Annotated in this window: 21 protein-coding genes; 7 read left to right on the forward strand and 14 right to left on the reverse strand. The window is 38.6% G+C overall.

What is annotated here, in order from left to right; genetic code table 11:
• Positions 1-255 precede the first annotated feature (255 nt).
• The 3 genes from CXF64_RS05400 to pmbA all read right to left on the reverse strand — a co-directional run bounded on the left by CXF64_RS05400 (position 256) and on the right by pmbA (position 4,654).
• A complete protein-coding gene (locus tag CXF64_RS05400; protein WP_010553817.1) occupies positions 256-2,331 on the reverse strand; it encodes a M13 family metallopeptidase in 2,076 nt (691 codons plus the stop codon).
• Between the two features lie 415 nt (positions 2,332-2,746).
• Positions 2,747-3,232: a DUF721 domain-containing protein gene (locus CXF64_RS05405; RefSeq protein ID WP_024589904.1), complete on the reverse strand. Its 486-nt coding sequence runs from the start codon at positions 3,230-3,232 to the stop codon at positions 2,747-2,749.
• A 72-nt stretch (positions 3,233-3,304) separates the two neighbouring features.
• Positions 3,305-4,654 carry a metalloprotease PmbA gene (gene pmbA, locus CXF64_RS05410; protein ID WP_024589905.1) on the reverse strand — a complete coding sequence of 450 codons (1,350 nt, stop codon included), beginning with the start codon at positions 4,652-4,654 and terminating at the stop codon, positions 3,305-3,307.
• 144 nt (positions 4,655-4,798) lie between these two features.
• On the opposite strand from pmbA, the gene yjgA reads away from it, so the two are divergent.
• Positions 4,799-5,332, forward strand: coding sequence for a ribosome biogenesis factor YjgA (yjgA, locus tag CXF64_RS05415; RefSeq protein ID WP_007582068.1), 534 nt, complete (start codon positions 4,799-4,801; stop codon positions 5,330-5,332).
• Between the two features lie 124 nt (positions 5,333-5,456).
• On the forward strand, positions 5,457-6,830 hold the full coding sequence (hemN, locus tag CXF64_RS05420; protein WP_101216530.1) for an oxygen-independent coproporphyrinogen III oxidase: 1,374 nt from the start codon (positions 5,457-5,459) through the stop codon (positions 6,828-6,830).
• 94 nt (positions 6,831-6,924) lie between these two features.
• On the opposite strand, the gene CXF64_RS05425 is transcribed toward hemN, so the two are convergent.
• From CXF64_RS05425 to CXF64_RS05435, 3 genes are all read right to left on the reverse strand, one after another.
• Positions 6,925-7,440, reverse strand: coding sequence for a DUF2489 domain-containing protein (locus CXF64_RS05425; protein ID WP_101216531.1), 516 nt, complete (start codon positions 7,438-7,440; stop codon positions 6,925-6,927).
• Positions 7,441-7,452: 12 nt separating this feature from the next.
• On the reverse strand, positions 7,453-8,049 hold the full coding sequence (gene yihI / locus CXF64_RS05430; RefSeq protein WP_007582074.1) for a Der GTPase-activating protein YihI: 597 nt from the start codon (positions 8,047-8,049) through the stop codon (positions 7,453-7,455).
• Positions 8,050-8,801: 752 nt separating this feature from the next.
• Complete coding sequence (locus CXF64_RS05435; RefSeq protein ID WP_007582080.1) at positions 8,802-9,434, reverse strand: c-type cytochrome; 633 nt, start codon at positions 9,432-9,434, stop codon at positions 8,802-8,804.
• Positions 9,435-9,715: 281 nt separating this feature from the next.
• Between CXF64_RS05435 and yihA the strand changes: the two genes are divergently transcribed.
• A complete protein-coding gene (gene yihA, locus CXF64_RS05440; RefSeq protein WP_007377272.1) occupies positions 9,716-10,384 on the forward strand; it encodes a ribosome biogenesis GTP-binding protein YihA/YsxC in 669 nt (222 codons plus the stop codon).
• 9 nt (positions 10,385-10,393) lie between these two features.
• Here the strand turns inward: yihA and CXF64_RS05445 are convergent, their stop codons facing one another.
• The 3 genes from CXF64_RS05445 to polA form a co-directional block, all read right to left on the reverse strand.
• The gene (locus tag CXF64_RS05445; RefSeq protein WP_010553821.1) at positions 10,394-10,912 is read right to left on the reverse strand and encodes a DUF1285 domain-containing protein; all 519 of its coding nucleotides are present in this window, start codon (positions 10,910-10,912) and stop codon (positions 10,394-10,396) included.
• Complete coding sequence (locus CXF64_RS05450; protein ID WP_007582084.1) at positions 10,909-11,496, reverse strand: YceI family protein; 588 nt, start codon at positions 11,494-11,496, stop codon at positions 10,909-10,911. Before CXF64_RS05450 ends, CXF64_RS05445 begins: the two co-directional genes overlap by 4 nt.
• A gap of 490 nt (positions 11,497-11,986) precedes the next feature.
• Positions 11,987-14,722 (reverse strand): DNA polymerase I, encoded by a 2,736-nt coding sequence (polA, locus tag CXF64_RS05455; RefSeq protein WP_101216532.1) that lies wholly within the window; start codon positions 14,720-14,722, stop codon positions 11,987-11,989.
• Between the two features lie 524 nt (positions 14,723-15,246).
• Between polA and elbB the strand changes: the two genes are divergently transcribed.
• From elbB to CXF64_RS05470, 3 genes are all read left to right on the forward strand, one after another.
• The gene (gene elbB / locus CXF64_RS05460) at positions 15,247-15,894 is read left to right on the forward strand and encodes an isoprenoid biosynthesis glyoxalase ElbB (RefSeq protein ID WP_007582090.1); all 648 of its coding nucleotides are present in this window, start codon (positions 15,247-15,249) and stop codon (positions 15,892-15,894) included.
• 226 nt (positions 15,895-16,120) lie between these two features.
• The gene (locus tag CXF64_RS05465) at positions 16,121-16,516 is read left to right on the forward strand and encodes a c-type cytochrome (RefSeq protein WP_101216533.1); all 396 of its coding nucleotides are present in this window, start codon (positions 16,121-16,123) and stop codon (positions 16,514-16,516) included.
• A gap of 164 nt (positions 16,517-16,680) precedes the next feature.
• Entirely contained in the window at positions 16,681-19,245 is a 2,565-nt protein-coding gene (locus tag CXF64_RS05470) for a sensor domain-containing diguanylate cyclase (RefSeq protein WP_101216534.1), read from the forward strand.
• A gap of 15 nt (positions 19,246-19,260) precedes the next feature.
• Here the strand turns inward: CXF64_RS05470 and rep are convergent, their stop codons facing one another.
• Positions 19,261-21,279 (reverse strand): DNA helicase Rep, encoded by a 2,019-nt coding sequence (rep, locus tag CXF64_RS05475; protein WP_024589913.1) that lies wholly within the window; start codon positions 21,277-21,279, stop codon positions 19,261-19,263.
• 162 nt (positions 21,280-21,441) lie between these two features.
• Between rep and ubiK the strand changes: the two genes are divergently transcribed.
• Positions 21,442-21,705, forward strand: a complete 264-nt coding sequence (gene ubiK / locus CXF64_RS05480) for a ubiquinone biosynthesis accessory factor UbiK (protein ID WP_101216535.1) — start codon at positions 21,442-21,444, stop codon at positions 21,703-21,705.
• A 217-nt stretch (positions 21,706-21,922) separates the two neighbouring features.
• On the opposite strand, the gene CXF64_RS05485 is transcribed toward ubiK, so the two are convergent.
• From CXF64_RS05485 to CXF64_RS05500, 4 genes are all read right to left on the reverse strand, one after another.
• A complete protein-coding gene (locus CXF64_RS05485; protein WP_101216536.1) occupies positions 21,923-22,567 on the reverse strand; it encodes an NAD(P)H-binding protein in 645 nt (214 codons plus the stop codon).
• Between the two features lie 4 nt (positions 22,568-22,571).
• Positions 22,572-23,234 carry a carbonate dehydratase gene (can, locus tag CXF64_RS05490; RefSeq protein WP_007582103.1) on the reverse strand — a complete coding sequence of 221 codons (663 nt, stop codon included), beginning with the start codon at positions 23,232-23,234 and terminating at the stop codon, positions 22,572-22,574.
• Between the two features lie 30 nt (positions 23,235-23,264).
• Positions 23,265-24,440, reverse strand: a complete 1,176-nt coding sequence (locus tag CXF64_RS05495; protein WP_101216537.1) for a methyltransferase — start codon at positions 24,438-24,440, stop codon at positions 23,265-23,267.
• Between the two features lie 61 nt (positions 24,441-24,501).
• Positions 24,502-25,536 carry an ABC transporter substrate-binding protein gene (locus CXF64_RS05500; RefSeq protein WP_101216538.1) on the reverse strand — a complete coding sequence of 345 codons (1,035 nt, stop codon included), beginning with the start codon at positions 25,534-25,536 and terminating at the stop codon, positions 24,502-24,504.
• Positions 25,537-25,624: the final 88 nt, after the last annotated feature.

The following is a 25,624-nucleotide window of genomic DNA, read 5'->3' on the forward strand; positions in this document are numbered from 1 at the left end:
TTAAGAAATTTATTAACGTATTGAATCATGGTGATATTTAAATTTATTTTCTCTAGCCAGAGATTTTTAGTGAAAACAAGGCGAATTTACGCGTCAATAGCTGGCCTATTGCAAGTAAATTCAACGTAGTTAGCGCTGAAAATAGCTGCTTGAGATAGATTTATTATCCATAGTTCAGGTTATTTACAAATTCAAGATACAAAAAAACCAGTAAGCTAAAAACTTACTGGTTTTTTGTTATTTATAGCAATGCAATTACCAGATTTTTACGCGATCTTCTGGTTTGATATACATTTTATCACCTTCTTTTACGTCAAACGCTTCGTAAAACTCAGGCATGTTCGACAAGATACCGATTACACGGTAGTGACTTGGTGAATGAGGGTCTGTTAATAAACGATTACGTAACTCTTCATCGCGATAGTTACGGCGCCAAATTTGTGACCAACCCATAAAGAAGCGTTGATCGCCTGTGTAACCATCAATCACTGGTGATTTTTTATCCCCTAAAGACAGCATATACGCTTTATGCGCAACCGTTAAGCCACCTAAGTCACCAATGTTTTCGCCAAGCGTTAGCTCGCCATTAACACTTGCATCTTCAAACGGTTTATATTCGTTATACTGTGCAACTAAAGCCGCTGTACGCTCTTCAAATTGCTTAAGGTCAGTCTCACTCCACCAGTTACGTAAGTTGCCATCACCGTCGTATTTAGCACCTTGGTCGTCAAAACCATGACCAAGCTCATGCCCAATTACTGCACCAATTGCGCCGTAGTTTACAGCATCATCCGCTTCTAAATTAAAGAATGGCGGTTGTAAAATAGCTGCTGGAAATACAATTTCGTTGTTTACTGGATTGTAATACGCATTTACTGTTTGCGGAGTCATATGCCACTCAGAGCGATCAACTGGTTTACCCAATTTAGCAATCATGTCTGCGTATGCCCATTCGCTATAACGAATGTAATTGCCTACTAGCTCATCTGAGTTAATATCTAGCTCAGAGTAATCTTTCCACGTGTCTGGGTAACCAATTTTAGGCGTAAATTTGTCTAGTTTTTCTTTCGCTGCAAGCTTTGTTTCAGGGCTCATCCACTCAAGATTTTCGATAGCAACGCCATAACCTTTAATTACGTTATCAACTAATTCTTCCATGCGTGCTTTTGCTTCTGGCGGGAAGTTATCTTTAACGTATACCTTACCTAATATTTCACCAAGTACACTGTTAGAGGCATCAACCGCTTGCTTCCAAAGAGGTGCTTGTTCTTCTACGCCACGAAGTGTTGTGCTGTAAAAGTCAAAGTTAAGGTTAACTAAATCTTCACTAAGTAGCTCTGCATAACCACTTACAAAATGGAATTTTAAGTAGTTTTTCCACGTTGCTAAATCAGTGTCTTTGTAAATAGTAGCAAGCGCTTCTAAATAGCTAGGTTGACGTACAATAATGTCACTTGCACTCACGCCAGCATCTTTAAAGAATGCAGCTAAATCAAGGTCACCCATCAACTTGCTTGCGTCTGCTACTGTCATCTTGTTATAAGATTTAGTTGCATCACGGCTTTGCACACGGCTCCACTGAGCATCAGCTAGTGTTTTTTCAAATGCAAGTACGCTCTTAGCTGCTTCTGCTGCATTTTTAACGCCTGACTTTGCTAAAACATCAGTGATGTATTGCTCGTAAGAAGCGCGAATTTTAGTGAATTTTTCGTCATCTTTTAAGTAATAGTCACGATCTGGTAAACCAAGACCCGACTGAGATAAATACAATGCATACTCACTTGAGTTTTTAGCATCGTTATTTACAAACCAACCAAACGGTAAAGTACCGCCTTGTTTTTGAATTTTAGCCATTAAACCCACTAAATCAGCTTTAGATTTAACGCTATCAATTGTATCTAATGACGGTTGTAATGGCGTAATACCTAGCTCATTACGCGCATCTTTATTCATATAGCTTTTATAAAATGCACCAATTTTGTACTCATCACTGCCTTTTTTAGCGGCTTTGTTTGCAGCTGCACTTTCAAGGGCTATTTTCATCGCTTTTTGCGACTCATCATATAACTGCGAAAAAGAACCGTAGTTAGATTTATCACCTGGTATTTCAGTTTTAGCTAACCACTGACCATTTACATGGTAGTAAAAATCGTCTTGTGCGCGTACTGAACTATCCATATTAGCTAATTCAATACCAAGCTCTAGTGGTTTTTCAGCGGGTGCTGTTACTACTGGAGTGTCGGTTACTTTTGTTTCTTGTTGTTTTTCACCACAACCTACCAAGCCAAGCGCAAGTGCGATACTTGCAGCAGCCATTGTTACTTTATTCATAATTATTCCGTTTGTTAGTTAGAATTGAATCATACCAATCTGCTTATATATGGGGTCTATTTAACGTTAAGAAAATTACGCTAGAACCAGGCAAAAGTTTTTGTATCTAGTTGCTCTAAATAAAAAATTTTTAACGACGTTATAGTGCAATTTAATTCGTTAAATTGATCAAAGACTTATGCAGGTTGGTATCACATACCAACTCCATTAAATTCTTGAATATAGCAGGAGTAAAAATAGCACTGCCTACACGCTTTTACTTAATGGAATGGGTATCAAAGAGCTTTCGATCAATATAAAGCCCACGCAGTATCATAAACCTCATTAAGCCAACAATAAAATGGAATATGTAACAAAGTATTTTGAATGCGGTGAGCTGCCAAATTAGCCCCACCAATAACAAGATGGTGGGTAGTTAAGACTTACTTTTATTTTTTCCGTGAAGCGCTAAACGCTCTAGTTTTTCTTTTAAAGAAGGGGGTGCAGAAGATGCTATCGCGTTTAAGTAATCAGCTGTTTGCTCACTCATTTTACGTGAGTTGGTAACTGCAGGACTGCCCGACTTATTCGCTGTACTTAATCTCTGAGTTGCTTGAGGATTTGCAGTTATTTTTATTTGCCCGAGCTCTGCCATTCCGGCAGCTCTAAAATGTGAAAGCATATCCATTTTTAAATAATTAAGCCTAAGCGCGATAGGTGCAGATACGGCTTCTATCATTAGCGTACCGTCTCGGTAATTGCTGACTCGGCATTTATCACCCAACTTAGGGCCTAAAAAATCTTTTAATAGGGTTTGCTGTGTATCAAGTGCTTGGCTTTTGCCTGCATAAGCCGATAAACGATTATTTAACCCCGCCATAATATCGGTTAGCGGTTTTGGTGCATATCTATCTTTAGCCATTTTACACCTCGTAAAAGCTCAATTAGACCCAGAGATAATACTCTAGGTCTAAGTATACACTGCGTATTAATACTACGCGCCGGCTATTTGCATTTGCTCTATTAATACTGAGCCAGTTTGAATACCACCACGGCGTTCGATGTCACCACCAATAGCAGATATGCCTTTAAACATATCTTTTAAATTACCAGCAATGGTAATTTCGCTTACAGGATATTGGATTTCACCATTTTCAACCCAAAAACCAGCAGCACCACGAGAGTAATCACCCGTTACTGTATTTACGCCCTGCCCCATTAGCTCTGTTACTAATAAGCCAGTGCCCATCGTTTTTAATAGTGCAGTTAAATCGTTATGAGTTTGCTCAACGAGCCAGTTATGTATACCGCCAGCATGTCCTGTTGGGGTCATGTTCATTTTACGCGCGGCATAGCTTGCTAATAAATAAGTTTGTAGCTCGCCGCCTTGAATAATTTCTCTATCGAATGTTTTAACACCTTCGCTATCAAACGGTGATGATGCCAACCCTTTTAAAATATGTGGGCGCTCAGCAATATTTACACAATTACTAAATACTTGTGTGCCTAAGCTATCAAGTAAAAAACTTGATTTACGATAAAGTGCGCCACCACCAATTGCCGACACTAAGTGACCAAACAATGAATTTGCAATATCGGCTCTAAAAATAACAGGCACTTTCATTGTGCCTAACTTTTGGCTATTTAATTTAGCTAATGTTTCAGCTGCTGCTTCAAGCCCAACTGCCGCTGCGTCATTTAAACCCGCTTGATCGCGTGCAACAGTATAAGCAGAGTCGCGTTGCATGTGTTCGCCATCTTGACCTATTACCATAGTGCTAATGCTATGACGAGTACGTGGAAAACCGGTTATCAAACCATGGCTGTTACCATAAACACGTAGCCCCTGATGCGATGAAAAGCTCGCACCATCTGAGTTAACAATACGCTCATCTGCATTTAATGCAGCTTGCTCAGCAGCATGACAAAGCTCAATACCTTCCTCAGGGCTTACATCCCAAGGATGATATAAATCTAAATCTTTAGGATTAAATTCAAGCAATTCTTTATCAGCAACGCCGTTAAATGGGTCATCCGATGTAAATTTGGCTATATCAATCGCTTTTTCGACTACCGTGCGCAATGTTTTTGGATTTAAATCAGCTGTCGATGCTGAGCCTTTATTATTACCAACATATACACTAATGCCTAAGCCGCCGTCTTGGTTAAACTCAATGGTTTCTACTTCACCCATTCGTGTACTAACCGATAAACCAGACGTGCTAGACATGGCAGCTTCTGCAGCTGTAGCGCCTAATTTTTTAGCATGTTCGAGTACTTCTGCTACCGCATCTTTAACTTGCGATATTTGAGAATAAATTGGATCGTTTTGTTGGCTTTTCATAAATTAAGTCCTGAGCCTTAGAGGCATAATGCACGCATTTCTTATATTTAAATGCTAACACACTCAATGCATCACATCAGCTAATATTCCTAAGTATCATATTCATGTATAATGGCAAAAGTTATTTTTATTTAAGAGCACCCCATGGCAAAGAAAAAAGGCAAGCCTGCTGAAATTGAAGAAGAAATTGAATATGTATCAAGAACGGAACTTAAGCGTGAAGCGCAAGAGTTTCATCAGTTAGGTACTGAAATTGCCAAAATGGGTAAAAAACAGCGCGAACGCCTGCCATTAAATGACGATTTAAAAGCGGCAATGGTTGTTGCTGATAAAATAAGTAATAAAAGTGACGCGTACCGCCGTCACTTAAACTACATCGCTAAAACGTTGCGTACTGTAGAAAACATTGACGCTATTAGAGCGATTATCGATGTAATGCTTAATAAAAATAATCAAGCTGAAGTATTGGTCAAAAAAATTGAGCAATTACGTTCAGACCTAATTGAACAAGGTGATGACCTTATCAATGAGACTATTGAACAGTTTCCGTCTCTTGATCGTCAGCAAATGCGTCAATTGGTTCGTAATGCGGCGAAAGAAGCGAAAGCTGAAAAGCCGGGTAAAGGTTATAAAGAGTTATTTCAATATCTCAAAGATGCCCATACTGTTACGTATTAATTAGACCGCATTAATTGATATTTTATTAAAAAAGGTGCTTCGGCACCTTTTTTGTTATAGATCAAACCGCCTCACTGCGTACTTTTTTATAATCACTCCCTAAATAAATACCTAGGTGCGCGTGATGATTAAACTTCCACAATGGGATCAAACCCTGATAAACAAATATAATGTGTCTGGCCCGCGTTATACCTCGTATCCCACAGCTCTATCACTGCGTGATGGATATCAACAACAAGACCTACTTAGCGCTGTAGAATCATCAACGAGTCGTTCACTTTCTCTATATATTCATATCCCGTTTTGTAGCCAGCTTTGCTACTACTGTGGTTGTAATAAAATAATTACCCGCCATCAATCTAAGGCAGATACGTACCTCGACTTTTTAGCAAAAGAAATTACTGCCCAAGCTCATTTATTTAAAAACTACACGGTTGAGCAATTACATTTAGGTGGCGGTACTCCCACCTTTTTAACAGCAAAACAAATGACTCGTCTAATTAAGCTTTTAGAGCAGCACTTTAATTTTACAAGCACAACAGAGCGCGGCATTGAAATAGACCCACGCTCACTTGCCGATAATATGCTTGTTGATCTAAGAATGCTTGGCTTTAACCGTGTCTCATTTGGGATTCAAGACTTTAACGACGACGTGCAACTTGCTGTTAATCGTCCGCAAAATGCAGATACGGTCAAGCAATTAATTACACAAGCTCGCGAGCTGGGATTTCAATCTATTAATGCAGATATGATTTACGGGCTTCCTCTGCAAACGCCAGAGAGCTTTAAGAAAACTATAGAGCAACTTATTGAGTTAAGCCCTGACCGAGTATCGGTGTTTAACTACGCGCATTTACCAGAGCGCTTTGCTGCACAGCGTAAGATTAAAGATGCAGATTTACCCAGTGCACATAATAAACTCACTATGTTTAAAAACACGCTGGAGCAGATGACGCAAGCAGGCTATCAATTTATTGGTATGGACCACTTTGCAAAAACCGATAACGAACTAGCTATTGCGCAAAATGAAGGCAAGTTACATCGTAATTTTCAAGGTTATACAACCCATGGAAATTGTGATTTATTAGGCTTAGGCGTGTCATCAATTTCACAAATTGGCACTGCCATTTTACAAAATCAAAAAGAATTAAAACATTATTACCACAGCATCGAAACACAAATCGGCTGTGCTCTTAATAAAGGTATGCACTTAACGCATGATGATGTAATTCGTGCTGATGCAATTAAGCAGCTCATTTGCCAGTTTGAATTAGATATACAAGACTTTAGCGAAAAGCATGCGCTTATATTTAATGACTACTTTGAGGATGCGTTAATTGCGCTTACGCCACTAATAAAAGATGAACTAGTCACTATAAATGATAATAAAATTAGCGTAACGCCACGCGGCAACTTATTCATTCGTATTATTTGCATGTGCTTTGACGCTCATTTACAAAAACAAATAAATGCGACGCGTTTTTCACGAGTGATTTAGCAGATCACTAATTTAATGCAATTAGTATGAAAATTTTTACGCATAAAAAAAGCAGACCAAGGTCTGCTTTTTTTGAGTACTAGAAAAATTAAAGCTAGTTAAAAACCACTTTATCGCTGCCAGGAGCGGCTTTAAACTCGATGATAATTTTAGCGCAATCGGCTTTAACTTCATCTTTAAGTGTTTCTTCAGCTTGCCAGCGAGCCTTATCTAGCTTAAAAATCTCTTTTTTAGCATATTTTTTACGTGCATCGTGTGTCGGCATTTCTTTAACTACCTGGTACATTTTATAAATGCCAGGATATTTTGTCGTTAAATCACGCTCGCTCTCAAAGCCATATTGAGACATAAGTACCCAAATACGTAAACAGCCTTCAGAAAACTCACACTGCTCTTCATTCATTGCACGCGCAATTAAATGAATACTATCGGCTAGTTTGGCATTTCGCTTTAAACGCGACTTCTCAAGCTTTTGCTTTTGTTCAGCCTGCGTTTTAGCAATTAACTTTTTTTGCGCATTTAACTTATACAGCAACTGACCCGCATAAAATGCCAGACCAACTATTATAGCAGCGCCTAAAAGTAAGGCTAAAATTACCGCGGTACTCATTATTTATCCTTACTATTTGTCGTCTTCATCTAACCATTCGTTGGCTAAATCGTCAGATAAGTATTGATCGAAATCAGAATTGCCTTTGCTTTCAATATCATCTTCAAGGTCATCTTCAAATTCGTCTTCATCCTCGTCTTCAATACCAAGAATTTCACATAGCGCCTGATGGCGAGCAATACGACTATTAAAGTACTTAGCATCTTTACCAGTTAGCATTTCACCTTCTTCATGACGCTCTACTAATTTAAGTAAACGCTCGTCATTCTCAAGTGCTTCTAGCTCTTGTTCAGGTGTAAATTCAGGCTCGATTACCTTTTTCAGCTCAATAGTTGGCTTTAAGTTGCGTTTCATTTCAACTTTAGGCTCAGGCGCAGTTGCAATTAATGGTACAGGCTTTTTACTGCCTACACGCTTATCTTTAGGCGCGTGACCAGCATTATGGCTTTCGCTATCTAGTAAATCTGGCGCGTTACGAGAACCTGGCTTAGCGCCTTTGGTTTTTTTAACTCGCTGCTCTTTTAATGCGCGCATTTCTTTAAGCTTATCTTGGCTTAAACGAACAGGTCCGTTTGCTGGGCTTTTGCGTGACTTTTTAGTTCTACTCATATCTTGATCATCTCACTTAAGAGGTTTTGAGCGAAGCGCAAATTAATGGGCATCGCAGTGCTGGCCTAGCCAGAAGAATTCAGTTTGCGCTTAGAGGTTGGGTCTCTCATTTAAAAGCGCCTTAGCTAATTAATCGCTAATTTTAAACGGTGGGTATTGTAACAGGACAAATAAAAAGGCGGTAGAGAAAACATCTCTACCGCCTGCTAATCTGAGCGCCATTATCTGGACACTTCTCCCTTCGACTTTTTTTAGTCTTTATTATTTTTATTATTATCAGTCCGTATTGTTATTATTTTTACGTTCCTTGTTACATTCCATTTTGTTTTTATTATTAAACTTCCATGAGTTTTTTATTATTTTCGGTCATCCTGACACTTTTTTATTATTTCCTTTAGTAGCACTAATCTTATGCTAAGTAGTCATGCCGCGTTACTTTCCTTGATAGTTATTTCCGTTTTGTTATTGTTGTTTTGCGACAGTGGTTAATTTACTCGTTAATGATTTTGTTACAACTGGTTTATATAACTTTTATTATCTTTATTACATTGAGATATAAAAATAAACATAAATTACAATAAGTTAATCAATAATAAAAAATAAAAAGAAGACTTTTCTTACAACCAGACATGGTCAATGTCTTACATTAAAACGGACGATATCGTTAATTTTTGACACAAAAAAAGCAGCCTTGGCTGCTTTTTTTAACACATTGTAGTTTATTTATTATTAACTGCTAAATAAATACGACTTTAGTGTAAGCCACCTAAATACTGAGAAAGTACTTCGATGTCTTTATCTGTTAATTTTTTTGCAATATCGCCCATCATGCCATTTAAGTCATTATGACGAGTACCATCACGGAATTTTTCAAGTTGAGCCTTGATATATCCTGGATGCTGAAAAGAAATTTTTGGAAACTTAGCAAGTGACGAGCCATTACCACGTGGGCCATGACATGCTGCACATGATGGAATTCCACGTTCTGCATCGCCTGCTTTAAAAAGCATCTCGCCAACTTCAACAACATCTTTAGGTGTAGCACCTTCAGTCATGTTCATTGAAGAAAAATAAGCAGCTAGATCTTTCATGTCTTGCTCGCTAAGTGGCATAGCCATAGCGCTCATTACTGGATCCATACGCCCTTCTTTGCCGCCTGACGTCATACCTAATTTTAAATCCTGAAGTTGCTTGAGGATATAATCTGGATGTTGACCTGCAATTTTAGGGTAAATATTAACCGGCGCATTACCGTCTGGGCCGTGACAAGCCGCACACGTTGCTGATTTTTCTTTACCTGCGTTTACATCGCCATCAAATGCTGTTGCGTTGCTTGCTGACAACGCACCAAGCAATATTGTTAAAGATAGTGCTATTTTTTTCATGGTGAATTCTCTGTTTCCGACCCTGTATCATCTACAATCGTGATGTTGTAATACATATATTCTACACGATAATAAATTCTCTGGCACGTTTTCTACACATATTAAGCTTATAATTTACAGGGTTTTGACTTAGATTAAGCTTTAACATGTTTTAAATGTACCATAGGTGCTGTTTTTAGGTGGTTAAATACGCTTTTTAATACATCCTTTATAGTATAAAATACGCGCCCTGAGTGAATTTGGTTTACTCAACGTTATTTATTTAAGTTTTAGGAGAGCCTGTGCTCAAATCTCGTATCAAATATAATACTGCGTCTTTCGTAACAAGCGCTCCCGACATTACTAAATTACCTGCTGATACGGGAATTGAAGTTGCGTTTGCCGGTCGTTCCAACGCAGGTAAGTCGAGTGCATTAAATGCATTAACCGATCAGAAGCTAGCACGTACAAGTAAAACACCTGGACGTACTCAGCTAATCAATACATTCGATTTAGCTGATGTTGACGATATGCGCCTTATCGATTTACCAGGCTATGGTTTTGCTAAAGTACCAATCGAAATGAAAAAGAAATGGCAAAAATCGCTAGGCGAATACCTACAAAAGCGTCAAAGCTTAAAAGGTATTGTTATTTTAATGGATATTCGTCATCCATTAAAAGATTTAGACCGCGATTTAATTAATTGGGCTATTGGTAGTGAGATTCCAGTATTGGCACTATTAACTAAAGCCGATAAATTAAAGCAAGGCCCTCGTAAATCACAAGTACTGCAAGTTCGTCGTGAATTAAGCACGCTTGATGGGGATATTACAGTTCATGCATTTTCATCATTAAAAGGCACGGGTTTACCAGAAGTAGCTAAAAAACTAGATGAATGGTTTTTAGGTCCTGTTATTGCTGTACCACCTACCGATGAAACAATCACAGACGAAACTAACCCAGAGGCTTAAACGCTGGCGTTACGATAAATAAAACTGCTTTCCTGCAGATTTAATAAAATAGCCGAGCTTATCAGACTCGGCTTTTTCAGCCCACTGATAATATACGCTTCGCGCAACACGCGCACTACAGCCATAAGGTAGCTTTAGATAAGGCACTTTTGACCCTTTATAGTCTTTTATAACTAAAGGCTGCTGAGCGCTCACCAACCACTGCCTAGCTAAATTATCAATACAGCACAACACCTGCCCTTGCACTGTATTTTCAAAACGCCAATCAACAATAATAAACGGCGCATCATCAACCGTTATTGTTATTTTTTCGACAGGTGTTTTTAAATAAAATTGCTCACCTTCTTTACATAGAACAGAAGCAAACAGCTTCACCATGGCTGGGCGTGTTATTTCGCTGCCATCGTAAAACCATTTCCCCTCATGATTAATGACAATTGGCAGTTCACCACAATGATTAGGCTGCCAACTATCAAAAGGTTTGCTTGGCTCGCTTAATTGCTTGCTAAGCTCACTTAAAGAAATCACTGTTTTTTAAGTGTAATTGCAAATGTAACAGGCACTGCTGTTGCAATTGAAGGTAAGCCCGCTAGCTCTTGCAGCTTTTTAACGCCTTCGGTTACACCAAAATCATCACTATTAATAATAATAGGTGTTAATGATGATACCGTTAAATCACCACTTTGCGTGCTGTTAACGAGTACATCAATTGCCAATGGCTTTTTATTACCGTGAAAATCAAGCTCAGCTTTAATACCCTTCAATACATATTGACCAGGCTTTTTAATATTGCTCAGTTCTTTAGTTAAATTTGCAGTTAAAACAGCATTGGGGAATTTAGCGGCTTCGAATAAAAATGTCGTTAAACGCTCATTACGAATAGGAATTAGAGTTTCGGCTGATGTTAAATCAACATTAACGCTAAACTCGCCTTTATCAGAAAGCATACCTTCAAGGTTGGTAAAATGGTGAGCTTCAGCAATCGAATCTTTTTTAATTGAAACAAAGCTTAATTGGCTTTTATCATTCACTAGCTGCCAATTGGCCTGAGCAACATTAGAAATAACTAAACTTGATAAAGAAAAACCTGCAATAGCTAATGCTTTAAACATAACGCACTCCTTAGTAATAAAATGAAAAGAATAAAAATAATATCACTTCGATGGTATCACCTGCGATGTACCCAAACCACCTCGAAATGACGAATGAATAATACAATTGGTATAGCGCAATAAAGAATTAATTAGATAGGATTTTCAGGCGTAAAACAAAAAACGGCCCACCAAACAAGTTGGTAGGCCGGTATAGCAAACTGGGGAGAAGCTATCAATTTGTTGCACCCTTTCAGATGCATCATCAACAGGATGTCCTACAGGATAGGACAGGCGGGACTTTAACAAAAGCACGCATTAAAATACAATCATATTCCTGTAAAACAGCTCGAATTGACGAACATATAACTATTTAATACAAATAGTTGCTTAAATTAACCTTATTTTAACTAAAGCTTGCATATACCTGATTGAATCACTGTTATTCGCCATTTTTATTAAACATAAAAAAAGCGCCAAAAGGCGCTTTAATTAAAATGCTCAAATTACATTAATGGGCTTGTTCCCAGTTGTCACCTTCATCAGCTTCAACTATAAGTGGTACATCTAGCGCAGCAGCTTGCGACATCAGTTCACAGATGTGTTTTGTGTATTGTGGTGCGCAGTCTGTTTTGATTTCAAATACTAATTCATCGTGCACTTGCATAAGCAGCTTAATTGTATTTGGCGCTTGTTCGTGTACCCAGCGGTTAACGCTCAGCATTGCCTTTTTAATAATATCGGCGGCAGTACCTTGCATTGGTGCGTTTATAGCAGCACGTTCGGCTCCTTTTCTGCGCGCCCCATTACGTGCGTTTATTTCTGGTAAATGTAGGCGACGACCAAATATTGTTTCAACGTAGCCATTTTCAGCTGCTTTTTCGCGTGTTGTTTCCATGTACTCTAATACACCGGGAAAACGCTCAAAGTATTTATCTATGTAATGCTGCGCTTCGTGGCGTGGCACATCTAGCTGACGTGCTAAACCAAATGCCGACATACCGTAAATTAAGCCAAAGTTTACTGCTTTCGCCTTACGGCGCATATCGGTAGTTACATCATCAAGCTCTACACCAAATACTTCAGCGGCAGTTGCACTATGTACATCTAAGCCGTTAGCAAATGCATTTAATAGACCTTTGTCTTGTGAAAGATGCGCCATAATACGCAGCTCAATTTGACTGTAATCGGCAGCAACAATTTTATAACCATCTGCGGCTATAAACGCTTCACGAATACGACGTCCTTCTTCTGAACGAATAGGAATATTTTGTAAATTAGGATCAGTTGAACTCAAGCGCCCCGTAGCCGTAATTGCCTGATGATAAGACGTATGTACACGCTGGGTTTTCTCATTCACCATTAATGGTAATTTATCGGTATACGTTGATTTAAGCTTTGATAAACCACGATGCTCTATAATTACTTTAGGTAGCGGATAATCATGAGCAAGTTCTTGCAGTACTTCTTCTGCGGTAGAAGGTGCACCTTTAGGCGTTTTTTTAATAATAGGCAGCCCAAGCTTTTCAAACAACAGTACTTGTAGCTGTTTTGGAGAACTTAAGTTAAATGGTTCGCCTGCTATTTCAAACGCTTCTTTTTCAAGCTCAATTAAACGCTCGCCTAAACGTTGGCTGTGCGCTGCAAGCATATTGCTATCTATCGCAACACCGGTGCGTTCAATATCAGAAATCACACTAATAAGTGGCATTTCTATATCTTCAAATACCGATTTTAGCTTTTCATCAGCTGCTATTTTTGGCCAAAGCACTTCGTGTAAACGCAAAGTAATATCGGCATCTTCAGCGGCGTAAGGCGCTGCTTTTTCAAGTTCTATTTGGTTAAAGGTAAGTTGCTTTTTACCTTTGCCAGCAATATCTTCAAAGCTAATATTTTTATGACCTAGGTATTTAAGTGCTAGCGAGTCCATATCGTGACGCGTGCCTACACTATTAAATACATACGACTCAAGCATAGTGTCAAACTTAATACCATTTAGCGCAAAGCCTGCATTCGCTAATACGCTTTTGTCATATTTAAGGTTTTGCCCTACTTTAGCTTTGTTTTCATCTGCCAAAATTGGACCTAGCTTTTGCATTACAAATTCAAGGCTTAATTGCTCAGGCGCACCTGGGTAGTCATGCGCTACCGGTAAATACACAGCTTCACCCGCTTTTACGGCAAAGCTCATACCCACCAATTGCGCTTTCATGTAATCAAGGCTGGTTGTTTCAGTATCAAATGCAAATAACTCAGCACTATTTAATTGATTTATCAGCGTATCAAATTGCGCCTCAGTTAAAATAGTTTCGTAATGAGCATCTTCTACTTTTGGTAATTCAGTGGCTTGGGTAGGTACAGCTAAATGTGTTTCAGCATCTTTAGGATTATCAAGTAATTCAGCTAACCAACGACGGAATTCGCACTCACCATATAATGCAATTAATTCGTCTTTGTTAGGCTCTTGAAGTTTGAATGTATCAAGATCAGATTCAACTTCAACATCACACTTAATTGTCGCAAGTTCGTAGCTTAAAGGCAGATGATCAAGAGCAATTGCTAACTTTTCGCCTATTTTACCTTTAATCTCACTGGCGTGATCCATTACACCTTGAAGAGAACCATATTTTTCTAACCATTTAACTGCAGTTTTAGGACCACAGCCTTCAACACCCGGAATATTATCGACCTTATCACCCATTAATGCTAAGTAATCAATAATAAGTTCAGGGCCTACACCAAACTTTTCAACCACGGTAACGGGATCTGAAATACTGTCAGTCATCGTGTTTATTAGCGTAACGTGTTCATTAACAAGCTGTGCCATGTCTTTATCGCCAGTAGAGACGAGTACATGTCGTTTTTGCTCTGACGCTATACGTGCAAATGTACCAATAACATCATCAGCTTCAACGCCTTCAATACTAATTAGCGGAAAGCCCATCGCTTTAATAATACTGTGTATTGGTGCTATTTGAGTGCGTAAGTCATCCGGCATAGGCGGACGATTTGCCTTATACTCGCTATACATATCGTTACGGAACGTTTTACCTTTAGCATCAAATATAACCACCATATGTGAGGGATCGTATTGTCTGATCAAGCTTTTAAGCATGTTGATCACGCCATAAATAGCGCCCGTAGCTTCACCTTTAGAATTAGTTAAATGCGGCGGAGAATGATAAGCACGAAATAAATATGACGAGCCATCAACTAAAATAAGTGGGTTTTCGGGGATCTGAGCCATGGTGAATTTGGATCCTAAATGCAAAAAATTAAGGTAATTATAAGCATGCCATAAGGTAGTAAATAAAACGACAGTGAATTACTGCTTATCGTGTTATTAAAACTATAGCAAGCTGTGGATAAGTGTGTAGATAACAGCCACGAGCTATTCTTCCAAAGCATTATAAAATGCCTAGAAAATACTTTAACTGTATGTTTTAGTTTAAAAAAGATAATACGAGGTTCTTTTTTTATTATTTTAAACCAATGTGGAAAAAGGTTTTCTAACGACTGCTTGTGTTGTTATTCACTTTGATTATTCGCGTCCATTTAAATAACCGGAGGAGTATTCTAGCACAATGGATCGAAGATCATAGCGATCCTTTATAATTTTTTTAAAGGCAAAGTGATCGCAAATGGCATAAACCGCAATACAACTTGCATAGAGAATGATTTTTGTACTAAAAATTTATTTTCGCGAGAAATTTTGAGCATGTTAGACTTCATCCGATCGACTTATAAAAAAGACTTTAGGGGCACAAAAGCATGAAAAACGTAGCGGTAATATTAGCAGGGTCTGGTGTGTACGATGGTAGTGAAATTAATGAAGCAATTTTAACTTTATTACATATAGCCAAAAATGGCGCAACTTATCAGTGTTTTGCACCGGATATTGAACAACTTCATACCATTAACCATTTAACGGGCGAAGTAATGCCTGATAAACGTAATGTATTAACAGAAGCGGCTCGTATTGCACGGGGTGACATTAAATCGCTGCTTGAACTAGACGTAACTCAGTTTGACGCATTAATTGTACCTGGCGGTTTTGGCGCTGCAAAAAACTTATGTGACTTTGCAATTAAAGGCGCAAAAGCAAATATTAATGAAGACGTACTTAATGCTTGTAAATCATTTGCAAAAGAAAATAAGCCTGCTGGTTATATGTGTATTGCACCCGCTTTGATCCCATTTATTTACGATAACGCTGTACTTACTATTGGTAACGATGCAGAGACAGCACAAGCGCTAAGCACATTAGGCGCTAAACATATAAATTGTGCAGTAGATGATGTTGTTATTGATCAGCCAAATAAGCTAGTTACAACCCCAGCTTATATGCTTGCGCAATCAATTATTGAAGCCGATGCAGGGATCGAAAAACTAGTTAGTAGCGTATTATCAATAAATTGATCTTAGGATCTAAAAGTTAATTGTATGACTGTTTGCACTTATTAAATTGCTTAACAAAAAACAGTAAATAATTAAATTTTATTGCGTTAACGCAAAAAGTAGTCAGTTTTATTAATAAAAACGCCTCTTAGCATTTTATAAATTGGCTCAGAGAGTTATAATCGGTTTAATTTCCGTCATCTTTAATCGTGATTGATCACGTTCAAATCGAAGTGAGCAAGGCAAAATGAAAAAATTAACAGCTGCAGCATTATTAATGCTAGCAACCACTGCATACGCACAGCCATATGATAACTCTATGACTGAAGATGCAATTAAAGCACGTCTCGCGCCGGTTGGTGCTGTATACCTTGAAGGCGATAAAGCTGCTGTAGCAGCGACGCCTACAGGCCCTCGTTCTGGTGAGCAAGTGTATCAAGGTGCATGTTTTGCATGTCACGGTACTGGTGCACTAGGCGCGCCTAAATCGCCTGACGATTGGGCTCCACGTATAGCTAAAGGTAAAGACACTTTACTTGAGCATGCACTAAATGGCTTTAATGCGATGCCTCCAAAAGGCACCTGTATGGATTGTTCTGATGATGAGATAAGCGCTGCTATCGACTTCATGACATCTAAGTAAATACAGCTGAAATACACAAAAAAGGTTTACTTCGGTAAGCCTTTTTTAATACCTAAAATAGTGTTTCTAGCCAGTATGATAGTACGAATATCAACTTGACGATAAGCGCTAAAAGTGAAAGTATAAGGCTAATAACTATACAATAAAAATAGCCGGTTAGATCATTGGAAGATAAACTCTCAGTATCGAGTAAATTGGCGTATCAAAATAAACGTCTAAAAACATTACTCAATAAATACAAACAATCACATCACTTACAAAATGCGCTGATACAATTATCAGAGCAAGCAAGTACTGTTGCCGAGCTAACCCTACTTTATCCCGCTATCCACGACATTTTACAAAAATATGTGCCGAGTAAAAGTTTTTATGTGGTGCTATTAAATCAATACAGTCAATCGTTAGAACTTTCTTACTTTTCAGATGAAAAAGATGGTATTGCCGTCGCCCTTAACCAATCAAATAGCTTTGATGAAGGCGCCACTGGTTATGTATTTAAACAGGGTAAAACCACATGTTTTACCAAGCAGCAAATGCAAAATGCCGCAGCAGAAGGCTTATTTAAAGCATTAGGCACTCCAGCAGAGCATTGGGTAGGTGTACCGGTTTACCAAGAACATAATATTATCGGTGTTTTAGCAGCGCAAAGTTACGATACAAAACAAGGCTATAGCTCACAACAAATACAGTTACTTGAGTTTATGTCGCTTTATTTAGCAACTGCAATAGAGCGTGTAAAAAAACGAGAGCTCCTTGAGTCAGAAGTTAAAATTCGTACCCGAGCACTCACTCAAAGTAACGACGCGTTAAACCTTGAAATAGAACAACGCAAACGCGCACTTCAACGCCAACAAATTCTGTTTAAAATATCTGAAATAGCAACGCAAGCTAAAAACCTTGATGATGCTTACTTTAAGATACATGAAATAATAAAAACAATTACCTACGCAGAGAACTTATATATTGCACTTTACGATAAAGAGTCTGGCTGGATAAGCTTCCCTTATTGTGTAGATGAATTTAAAGAAAACACACAACCAAGACGCTTTGCTAAAGGTTATAGTGAACTGGTAATAAGCACTGAAGAAACGCAACTTATACACCCGTGTAGAGCAAAAGAATTAATAGAAAGCGGTGTAGTACAAAGAGCTAAGCCTGTACAAAAAGAGCAAATGGCCACTAGTTGGTTAGGCGCTCCACTTAAAACAGCTCAAGGTGTTATCGGTCTTATTGTTTGCCAAGCTTACGATAACAAACATATTTTCAGCCGGGATGATTGCGAGTTAATTACCTTTGTATCTCATCAAATTGCAGCGGTTTTACAAACAAAGCTCACCAATCAAGCGATTGCAAAAAGCCATCAAGAACTCGAATTTAGAGTAAACGAAAAAACCAAAGAACTGCGTCAAACAAATCTGCACTTACAAATGCAAATAGATGAGCGTAAAAAAATAGAGCAGCAGCTTTATCACGACGCACATCACGACTCTCTTACTAGCTTACCTAATCGCAGCCTCTTTTTAACTCAGCTTGAAAAAACACTACAACATTATCAGCGCTTTCCTGAACATAATTTTGCTGTTTTATTTATTGATTTAGATAAGTTTAAAGACATTAACGACCAGCTTGGTCACCATGCTGGCGATCAGTTTTTAATTAACGTTAGTGAGTTATTTGCCCAGTGTATACGCGAACATGATTTACTAGCACGCTTAGGTGGCGATGAGTTTGTTATTTTATTAACGCACTTAACTGAGCCTCAACAAGCAGAAGATGTTGCCAATCGTATTATCGACTTAATGGAAAAGCCTTTTTTCCTTAAAGGCGAATCACTTCAAAGTGGTGCTAGTATAGGAATAACCTACTCAAAGAAAAGCTATACGCATACGGATGAAATTATTCGTGATGCCGATGCTGCAATGTATCACGCTAAAAACTCCGGAAAAAATCGCTACGAGCTATTTCATCCGCTATTAACGCAATCAATACCTGCGCAGGCACTAAAAGCACAACATCACCTTGATATATTGCCTATGAGTTTTAGAAGCTCAGAAATAATTACTCTTGATGAACAACATCAGTCTGAATCTTTATTTGAAGCATTTGGTGAACACCCAATACTTGGCTTTACTAGCTTTGATATTTTGAAAAAGTTTGCATCAGATAAAGAACAGCACCTCGAGATAGAGTTACAGTTATTACAACGCGCTTATGCACAAGCAATTACCGCAAATGTAACTATGGCGCTGGTTCCTTGCTCTGGTTTACTACTCGAGGAGCACGAATTTGTTTTATTTACAGATACGCTAAATAAACAACAAGGACATAGCCAGCTCTGTTTGCTATTTGATGAGCAAGAAATTCGTCACGCAAGCGCAACACAAATAGAAAACCTCAAAAAGCTATCACAACTTGGTTATTCAATTGGTTTAAACAATTTCGCTAAAGATCGATGCGAACTTAATTTACTAACCGATATTAATTTTGACTATCTGCTACTTAGCTCGACCTTTAGTAAACGTGTTTTACAACAAGAAAGTTACGATTTTCAGCTACAGGGCGTGCTTGCAATTACAAAGCTCAAAGCAATGAAAGTCATTGCTAAAGGCCCATCAATACTTAATTTTAGAGCTTTACTAGACAAGCACGGTTTGGCATTTTTTTTGGGAAAACAACACGCTCTAGTGTGTTCTGAGTTACCTGAAATACAAGCAACCCAGTCTTTATAAAATTAGCCTGAGGTATTACTCAGGCTTTTTAAACATTGCACGAAGGTTAGCGACTCTTGCTTGGCCTTTTTCCATTCGCTCTGCTTGCGTATTTGGCGCCTTTTTATTTTCAAACGCGAGATCGTCCTGCGGTAACTCTTGTACAAATCGGCTTAACTCAGTTTGTGAGGTTTCACCAAATTGACGACGTATTTTTGCATAAGTAAGTGTTAACTCCTGCTGTGCACGAGTAATACCAACATAAGCTAAGCGGCGTTCTTCATCTACGTTATCTTCATCAATACTTACCTGATGCGGAAGTAAGCCCTCCTCCATACCTACCATAAATACGTATGGGTACTCTAAGCCCTTAGATGCATGCAGTGTTGATAAGTGCACCGCATCGGTTTCATCTTCTTCTTCGTTACGCTCAAGCATGTCGCGAAGGGTTAGCTTGCTAACAACCTCGGCTAATGTCATTGGTTCGTTGTCGGCATCACCGGTCAACATATCGGTGATCCAACGATACAACTCAGATACGTTTTTCATACGCATTTCAGCGGCTTTAGCACTCGGTGACGACTCGTACAAATATGCCTCGTAATTAATATTACGCACTAAGTCTTTAACAGCTTCGAGCGTATCACCGCGTACTGCGTTATCTGATAGCTCAACAACCCAGCGTGCAAACCCAGCAAGCGCATTAAAACCACGCCCTTTTAGTCTGTAGCCTAAATCGTTATCAAAACAGGTAGCAAATAAGCTCATGTGCTTTTCGTTAGCAAGCGTACCAAGCTTTTCAAGTGTAACCGTGCCTATTTCGCGTCGCGGTGTATTTACGATACGTAAAAATGCATTGTCATCATCTTGATTAACTAGCAAACGTAAATACGCCATAATATCTTTAATTTCTGAACGAGCGAAAAACGACATCCCGCCACTAATTTTATAAGGGATACGGTTACTCATTAATGACTTTTCAAAGCCACGTGCTTGATGATTACCACGATATAAAATCGCGTAATCTTTATAGCTGGTTCGCTTCATAAACTTATGTGAAATTATTTCAGCAACCACACGCTCAGATTCATGCTCTTCATCGCGGCACCCTATTACTTTAATCGGCTCACCATAACCTAGTTCACTAAATAACTTTTTCTCTATGTCATGTGGGTTATTCGCAATTAAAATGTTAGCCGCTTTTAGTATTCGCCCTGCACTTCGATAGTTTTGCTCAAGCTTTATAAGTCTAAGCCCTGGGTAGTCTTTACCTAGTAGCACTAAGTTTTGCGGGCGAGCACCACGCCATGAGTAAATTGATTGATCGTCATCACCTACCACAGTAAAACGGGCACGCTCGCCTACTAGCAATTTAACAAGTTGATATTGGCTTGTATTGGTATCTTGATACTCATCCACCAGCAAATATTTAAAGCGTTGCTGCCAGCGCTCACGAGATGTGGCGTTATTAGTAAGTAACAAAGTAGGGATCATAATTAAATCATCAAAATCTAGTGCGTTATAAGCACGTAGCTGATTTTGATAGCGAGCATACAGCTGTGCAAACAATGCCTTTTGCGCATCACGCGCTTCGCGTATTGCTTGCTCTGGCAGTACTAATTCGTTTTTCCAACTACCAATTTCCATTTTAAGTAGTTTGAGTAAGTCCTTGTCTTTTTTTAGCTCATCTTCGGTGAGCTCACTTAGAAGCTGATTGGTATCTTGATCATCAAATAACGAAAAGCCGGGTTTAAACCCTAATGTGCTTAACTCTTTTTTTATTATTTCTAAACCGAGTGTATGAAACGTTGATACCCATAAACCTTTAGCGTCTTGCTTTCCGAGCGTTTGCAGTACTCGTTCACGCATTTCTTTGGCTGCTTTATTGGTAAAAGTAACAGCGGCTATATTTCGCGCTTTGTACTCACATTTTTTCACTAAATAAGCGATTTTATTCGTAATAACACGGGTTTTACCAGAGCCTGCGCCTGCGAGTACTAAGCATGGACCACTAATATATTTTACGGCTTCATCTTGTTTAGGATTGAGTTTCATAACGACCAAAGAAATTTAAAAGACGCGCAATTTTAACGTAACCATTACTGCGAGCATAGCAATTGCCTTAATTAATTAAGGTAAAGATGATCATGTGTTAAATACCGTGGGTATAAGGTAATATTAGTTATTATTATTTTAGGCCGCATCGAAGGGACAAATATGATCAACCCAGCAAAACTTGAAGAAATTGCTAAGCAAATTACTAGCAATATGCCACAAGGTGTAAAAAACCTAGCAGAGACACTCGAAGGTAAAACAAAGCAAGTTTTACAAAACAAGCTTGCTGAGATGGATTTTGTGAGCCGTGAAGAATTTGATGTGCAAAGCCAAGTACTTATTCGTACTCGCGAAAAACTAACCGAACTTGAAGCTAAAGTTGCATTGCTTGAGCAACAACTTAGCACCAAACCTGACGCTGAATAATTATACCAATTGCATTAGATTAGTGTTCTATTATAGCGATAAGAAAATAGCTCAATAACAAGGCTAAAATTGTGGTACATAGTTGTTCTATATAAATAATTTTTAACGTAGTTAGTGAGTTATTTAATACGCTAGAATGATCATTTTTTTAATAAAATTGGTATTAATTTAGTGTACAAAAAAGGCAGCTTAGGCTGCCTTTTGCGTTTTACTAAGTTTATTCAAATAGCTCATCTAGCACATAATAAAATAACTTAGCCTGCTGCGCTAAACTCACACTCAGCATTTTTTGCGCAACTTGCTCGCCAGTTATTGGTTTGTAACGCTTTAAAAACGGAAGTCGCGTAATAACAGGAAAAATAATACTGCCTATCTTTTCTGCCACTCTAAATTGCTCACGATCACCTAATAATAAAGAGGGTTGTAAAATACTTATTTTATCAAAAGGGAGTGCTTTAATATGTTGCTCAAGCTCACCCTTCATTTTCAAATAAGCACTATTACTGTGCGTGTTCGCCCCGCTTGATGACACTAAGCAGTAATGCGTAACACCATTACATGCCGCTAACTGCGCCGCTATAAACTGATAATCAAAATCTACTTTACGCTGAGCTTGTGTAGAGCCCGCCCGTTTACGGGTTGTGCCCAAACACGAAAACAATACGTCACCTTTAAAAAGCTCAACGTATTGAGTTAATTTTTCAAAATCAATAACGTGATTAACTAGCTTTGCGTGTGTAATAGGCAAAGCCCGACGACTTAACGTAACCACTTTGGTATAACGATCGCTATTAAGTAGCTTATGTAGCAACTCATTACCGACCAAACCTGTAGCACCTATTAATATCGCCGTTTTAGTCATAAATTTATTTATTTTCGCCCACTTTATTAAGTACGTGCTGCACTGCTTTTTTGTAGCTTTGCGTTTCTTCACTCGCGCACGTTACTACAGATTCTAAATCATGAAGATGGCCGTTTTCTAAACCATAAACCCAACCATGAACGCTTAGCTCTTGGCCGCGTTCCCACGCATCTTGCACAATGTTAGTACGGCATACATTACGTACTTGCTCAATTACATTTAGCTCAATAAGGCGGCTTAAACGTTCGCTTTCTGGCATTGCATCAAGTTGTTCAAGATGCTTTTCTTTTACATCCCCTACATGGCGTAGCCAATTATCAATAAAGCCAAATTTTGCATTGTTTAAAACGGCTTGTACGCCACCACAGCCATAGTGACCTACTACCATGATATGTTTTACTTTTAAAACCTCTACAGCGTACTGCATAACCGACAAACAGTTATGGTCAGTGTGTACAACCACGTTTGCAACGTTACGATGCACAAATAATTCGCCTGGTAATAAATCAACTATTTGATTAGCAGGTACACGAGAGTCTGAACAACCAATCCATAAATACTCTGGATTTTGTTGCATAGATAAAATTTTAAAAAACTCAGGATCAGCTTCGCTTGTACGTGCAGCCCAACGTTTATTGTTATCGAATAAATTTTTTAACTTTCTCATTGCATCTCTTATTAAGTCGAGGACGGAAATTTAATGGATATTAGCAAGAATCAAAATATTACGAGGCGTTAACTGCTTTTCACAAAACGTTTTAACGCTTACTTGATAGCCTTGCTGTTGCAAATATAAAGCACGATCGAGCACAAGCCAAACTTCAATTGCTCTTCTGAACACATGTCGAACCAGTTCAACTCGGTCAGTTATTTTTTTTCGAGCAACCCCAACATCTAAATATTTATTATAATCAGTATCTTGAGGTAGGTTTATTGCCTTTTTGTCTGCAGCCCATGCACAAAATGATTTAAACGAATCTGAGAATATAGCTTTGTTAACCGAAGGTACGCTTACATAATATTGCTCGCCAGTAATTGATTTTCTAAGTGCGTCAAAACCAAGTCGCCATTCTAGTTCTGTTTTACGTACTTTTTCCAGACGAGAAGGCGCTGTGACAGTTTCTTGTAATGCGAGCTTTAAATCGCGATGCGTTAGGTTAAGCTCACTTTGGTTTGCAACCTCACTCATTACACGGTACTCATTAGCCGTAAATAAATGATAGCAACAAGGTGAAAAGCTAATTTGCTGTACTTTCGCTAAACTTGCTTGGCGCATAAATGCTTGGTGCAAACCACCACATGCGTGTAGCGCTACGGCATGCATATCAGCATTAAAAAATTGAGTGATATCGTCTTTTAATACATCTGCTTGGCTAAAATGCATTGCCAAGCCTTGTTGCTGTGCACTTTTTTGTCCTTGCTCGCATAAGCTTTGTTGCAGTTCAATACTATGCACATCACTTGCGCCATTAAAAGCAAGCATTCGCCCTAAGTGTCCTTTACCCGCACACCACTCTAAAACTGGTTGCTTAGTAGTAGGTAGTGCAGATACAAAATCTTGTAACTGATCAAACTTACGACCTTTAATGCCGTTACTTATCCAAAACGGATAATCAGCTCGAGAGTGTGCAGAGCTAGGTAAATCACATAGCTTAGCAAGTTCATCAAGTTGGTTTATGTGTTGGCTAAAAAATTGGTATAGCTGATTTTGATCGTTATCAAGAACGGTTACCTGATCATCAGTTAGTTCGCTAAGCATGCCTTGCAGCTCTGGCCAAGGAATAGTGTCAAAATCAAATGCGGTGCACTGCCAATACTGACGATGGCGCATTAAAAGTGAATCAAGTGCAAAAAATTGCTCAGCTAAAGTCATAACAGCTTAAAAAATAAAAAGACAATTAATTATATCAGCTCAGTGAGTTCTCATTAAGCAGTTATTTTTGGCTAAAGATCAGCCGTAAATACAAAGGTATTGAAATAATACTCACCAGAATAGCTGCTATGAGCATCCATGATAATTGCATCTTTTCAGGCTCTTGGTATTTATAAATAAAGTGAGATTTCACTTCGTCAAATTCGTTTTGCTGTATGCCATATAAGTCAGCAATTAAACGCCACTTTGCTATCGACATATGCCCTAAACTTGTAGTGGGTGGGGTTATATAACTTTTTAGTACTTCAGCCTCAAAGGCGAGCTGATGAAAGCTCTTACTCGGTGCATAGTTTTGCTGGGTGACTGCAATGGCTTCATCCATATTCATCATTGCATAGCGCCAACCTTTTAGGCTCGCTTGGTAGAATTTTTCGACCGTTTGTGGATTTTGCTTAAGCATGTTTTCGCTGGTAAATAAAATGTCGCTATATACATCCATACCATAACGCTGTGGGCAAACAAGCCGATGAGCTACGCCTTGTTGAGTCATATAATAAGGCTCTGTAGTAACATAAACTTGCATAGCATCTAGCTTGTTTTCAATCCAAGCCTGGTTAAAATTTTCGCCATTGTAAACTTTGAGTTTATCTACATCAACGCCACTGCGTTTAAGCATAATAAGTAGCTCGGTGCCATCATTTTTGCTCACCGCAGTGATACGTTTATTAACAAAGTCACGTGGATGAAAAATATCAGACGTGTCTTTTACCATCCAGCAGTAAGGTGAAAATTGTAATAAGGCAGCCATAGCAACAAGAGGTTGGCCATTTATACGTTGCTGTAAAATACCAGAATGCCCTACACCAAATTGTGCCTCGCCACTGGCGACAGGACCAAAGGTATCAGGTTTCATTGGATTAGCTTGTTCAATGGTGACATCGAGGCCCGCTTCATTATAAAAGCCTTTTTGCTTTGCCATATAATAACCGGCAAACTGAAACTGATGTGTCCATTTTAGCTGTAATGTGACAGATTCTTGCGCCGCGATATGGCTACAAAAAAAGCACAATCCAATGATTAATCCTTTAAATAGCAACTAGGTGCCCTCAAAAAGTATGACGATTACCTGTAACTATATGTAAAACGTGTAATAAAGCAAGCACCCGAGTAAGGTGCCTGTCTTT

It is taken from the genome of Pseudoalteromonas sp. GutCa3, from assembly GCF_002836155.1.
GTDB lineage: Bacteria > Pseudomonadota > Gammaproteobacteria > Enterobacterales > Alteromonadaceae > Pseudoalteromonas > Pseudoalteromonas arctica.

Coding starts and splice junctions, on each gene's coding strand:
- CXF64_RS05400 (WP_010553817.1), bottom strand. CDS start 2,331: ATGAATAAAGTAACAATGGCTGCTGCAAGTATCGCACTTGCGCTTGGC.
- CXF64_RS05405 (WP_024589904.1), bottom strand. CDS start 3,232: ATGGCTAAAGATAGATATGCACCAAAACCGCTAACCGATATTATGGCG.
- pmbA (WP_024589905.1), bottom strand. CDS start 4,654: ATGAAAAGCCAACAAAACGATCCAATTTATTCTCAAATATCGCAAGTT.
- yjgA (WP_007582068.1), top strand. CDS start 4,799: ATGGCAAAGAAAAAAGGCAAGCCTGCTGAAATTGAAGAAGAAATTGAA.
- hemN (WP_101216530.1), top strand. CDS start 5,457: ATGATTAAACTTCCACAATGGGATCAAACCCTGATAAACAAATATAAT.
- CXF64_RS05425 (WP_101216531.1), bottom strand. CDS start 7,440: ATGAGTACCGCGGTAATTTTAGCCTTACTTTTAGGCGCTGCTATAATA.
- yihI (WP_007582074.1), bottom strand. CDS start 8,049: ATGAGTAGAACTAAAAAGTCACGCAAAAGCCCAGCAAACGGACCTGTT.
- CXF64_RS05435 (WP_007582080.1), bottom strand. CDS start 9,434: ATGAAAAAAATAGCACTATCTTTAACAATATTGCTTGGTGCGTTGTCA.
- CXF64_RS05450 (WP_007582084.1), bottom strand. CDS start 11,496: ATGTTTAAAGCATTAGCTATTGCAGGTTTTTCTTTATCAAGTTTAGTT.
- polA (WP_101216532.1), bottom strand. CDS start 14,722: ATGGCTCAGATCCCCGAAAACCCACTTATTTTAGTTGATGGCTCGTCA.
- elbB (WP_007582090.1), top strand. CDS start 15,247: ATGAAAAACGTAGCGGTAATATTAGCAGGGTCTGGTGTGTACGATGGT.
- CXF64_RS05465 (WP_101216533.1), top strand. CDS start 16,121: ATGAAAAAATTAACAGCTGCAGCATTATTAATGCTAGCAACCACTGCA.
- rep (WP_024589913.1), bottom strand. CDS start 21,279: ATGAAACTCAATCCTAAACAAGATGAAGCCGTAAAATATATTAGTGGT.
- ubiK (WP_101216535.1), top strand. CDS start 21,442: ATGATCAACCCAGCAAAACTTGAAGAAATTGCTAAGCAAATTACTAGC.
- CXF64_RS05485 (WP_101216536.1), bottom strand. CDS start 22,567: ATGACTAAAACGGCGATATTAATAGGTGCTACAGGTTTGGTCGGTAAT.
- can (WP_007582103.1), bottom strand. CDS start 23,234: ATGAGAAAGTTAAAAAATTTATTCGATAACAATAAACGTTGGGCTGCA.
- CXF64_RS05495 (WP_101216537.1), bottom strand. CDS start 24,440: ATGACTTTAGCTGAGCAATTTTTTGCACTTGATTCACTTTTAATGCGC.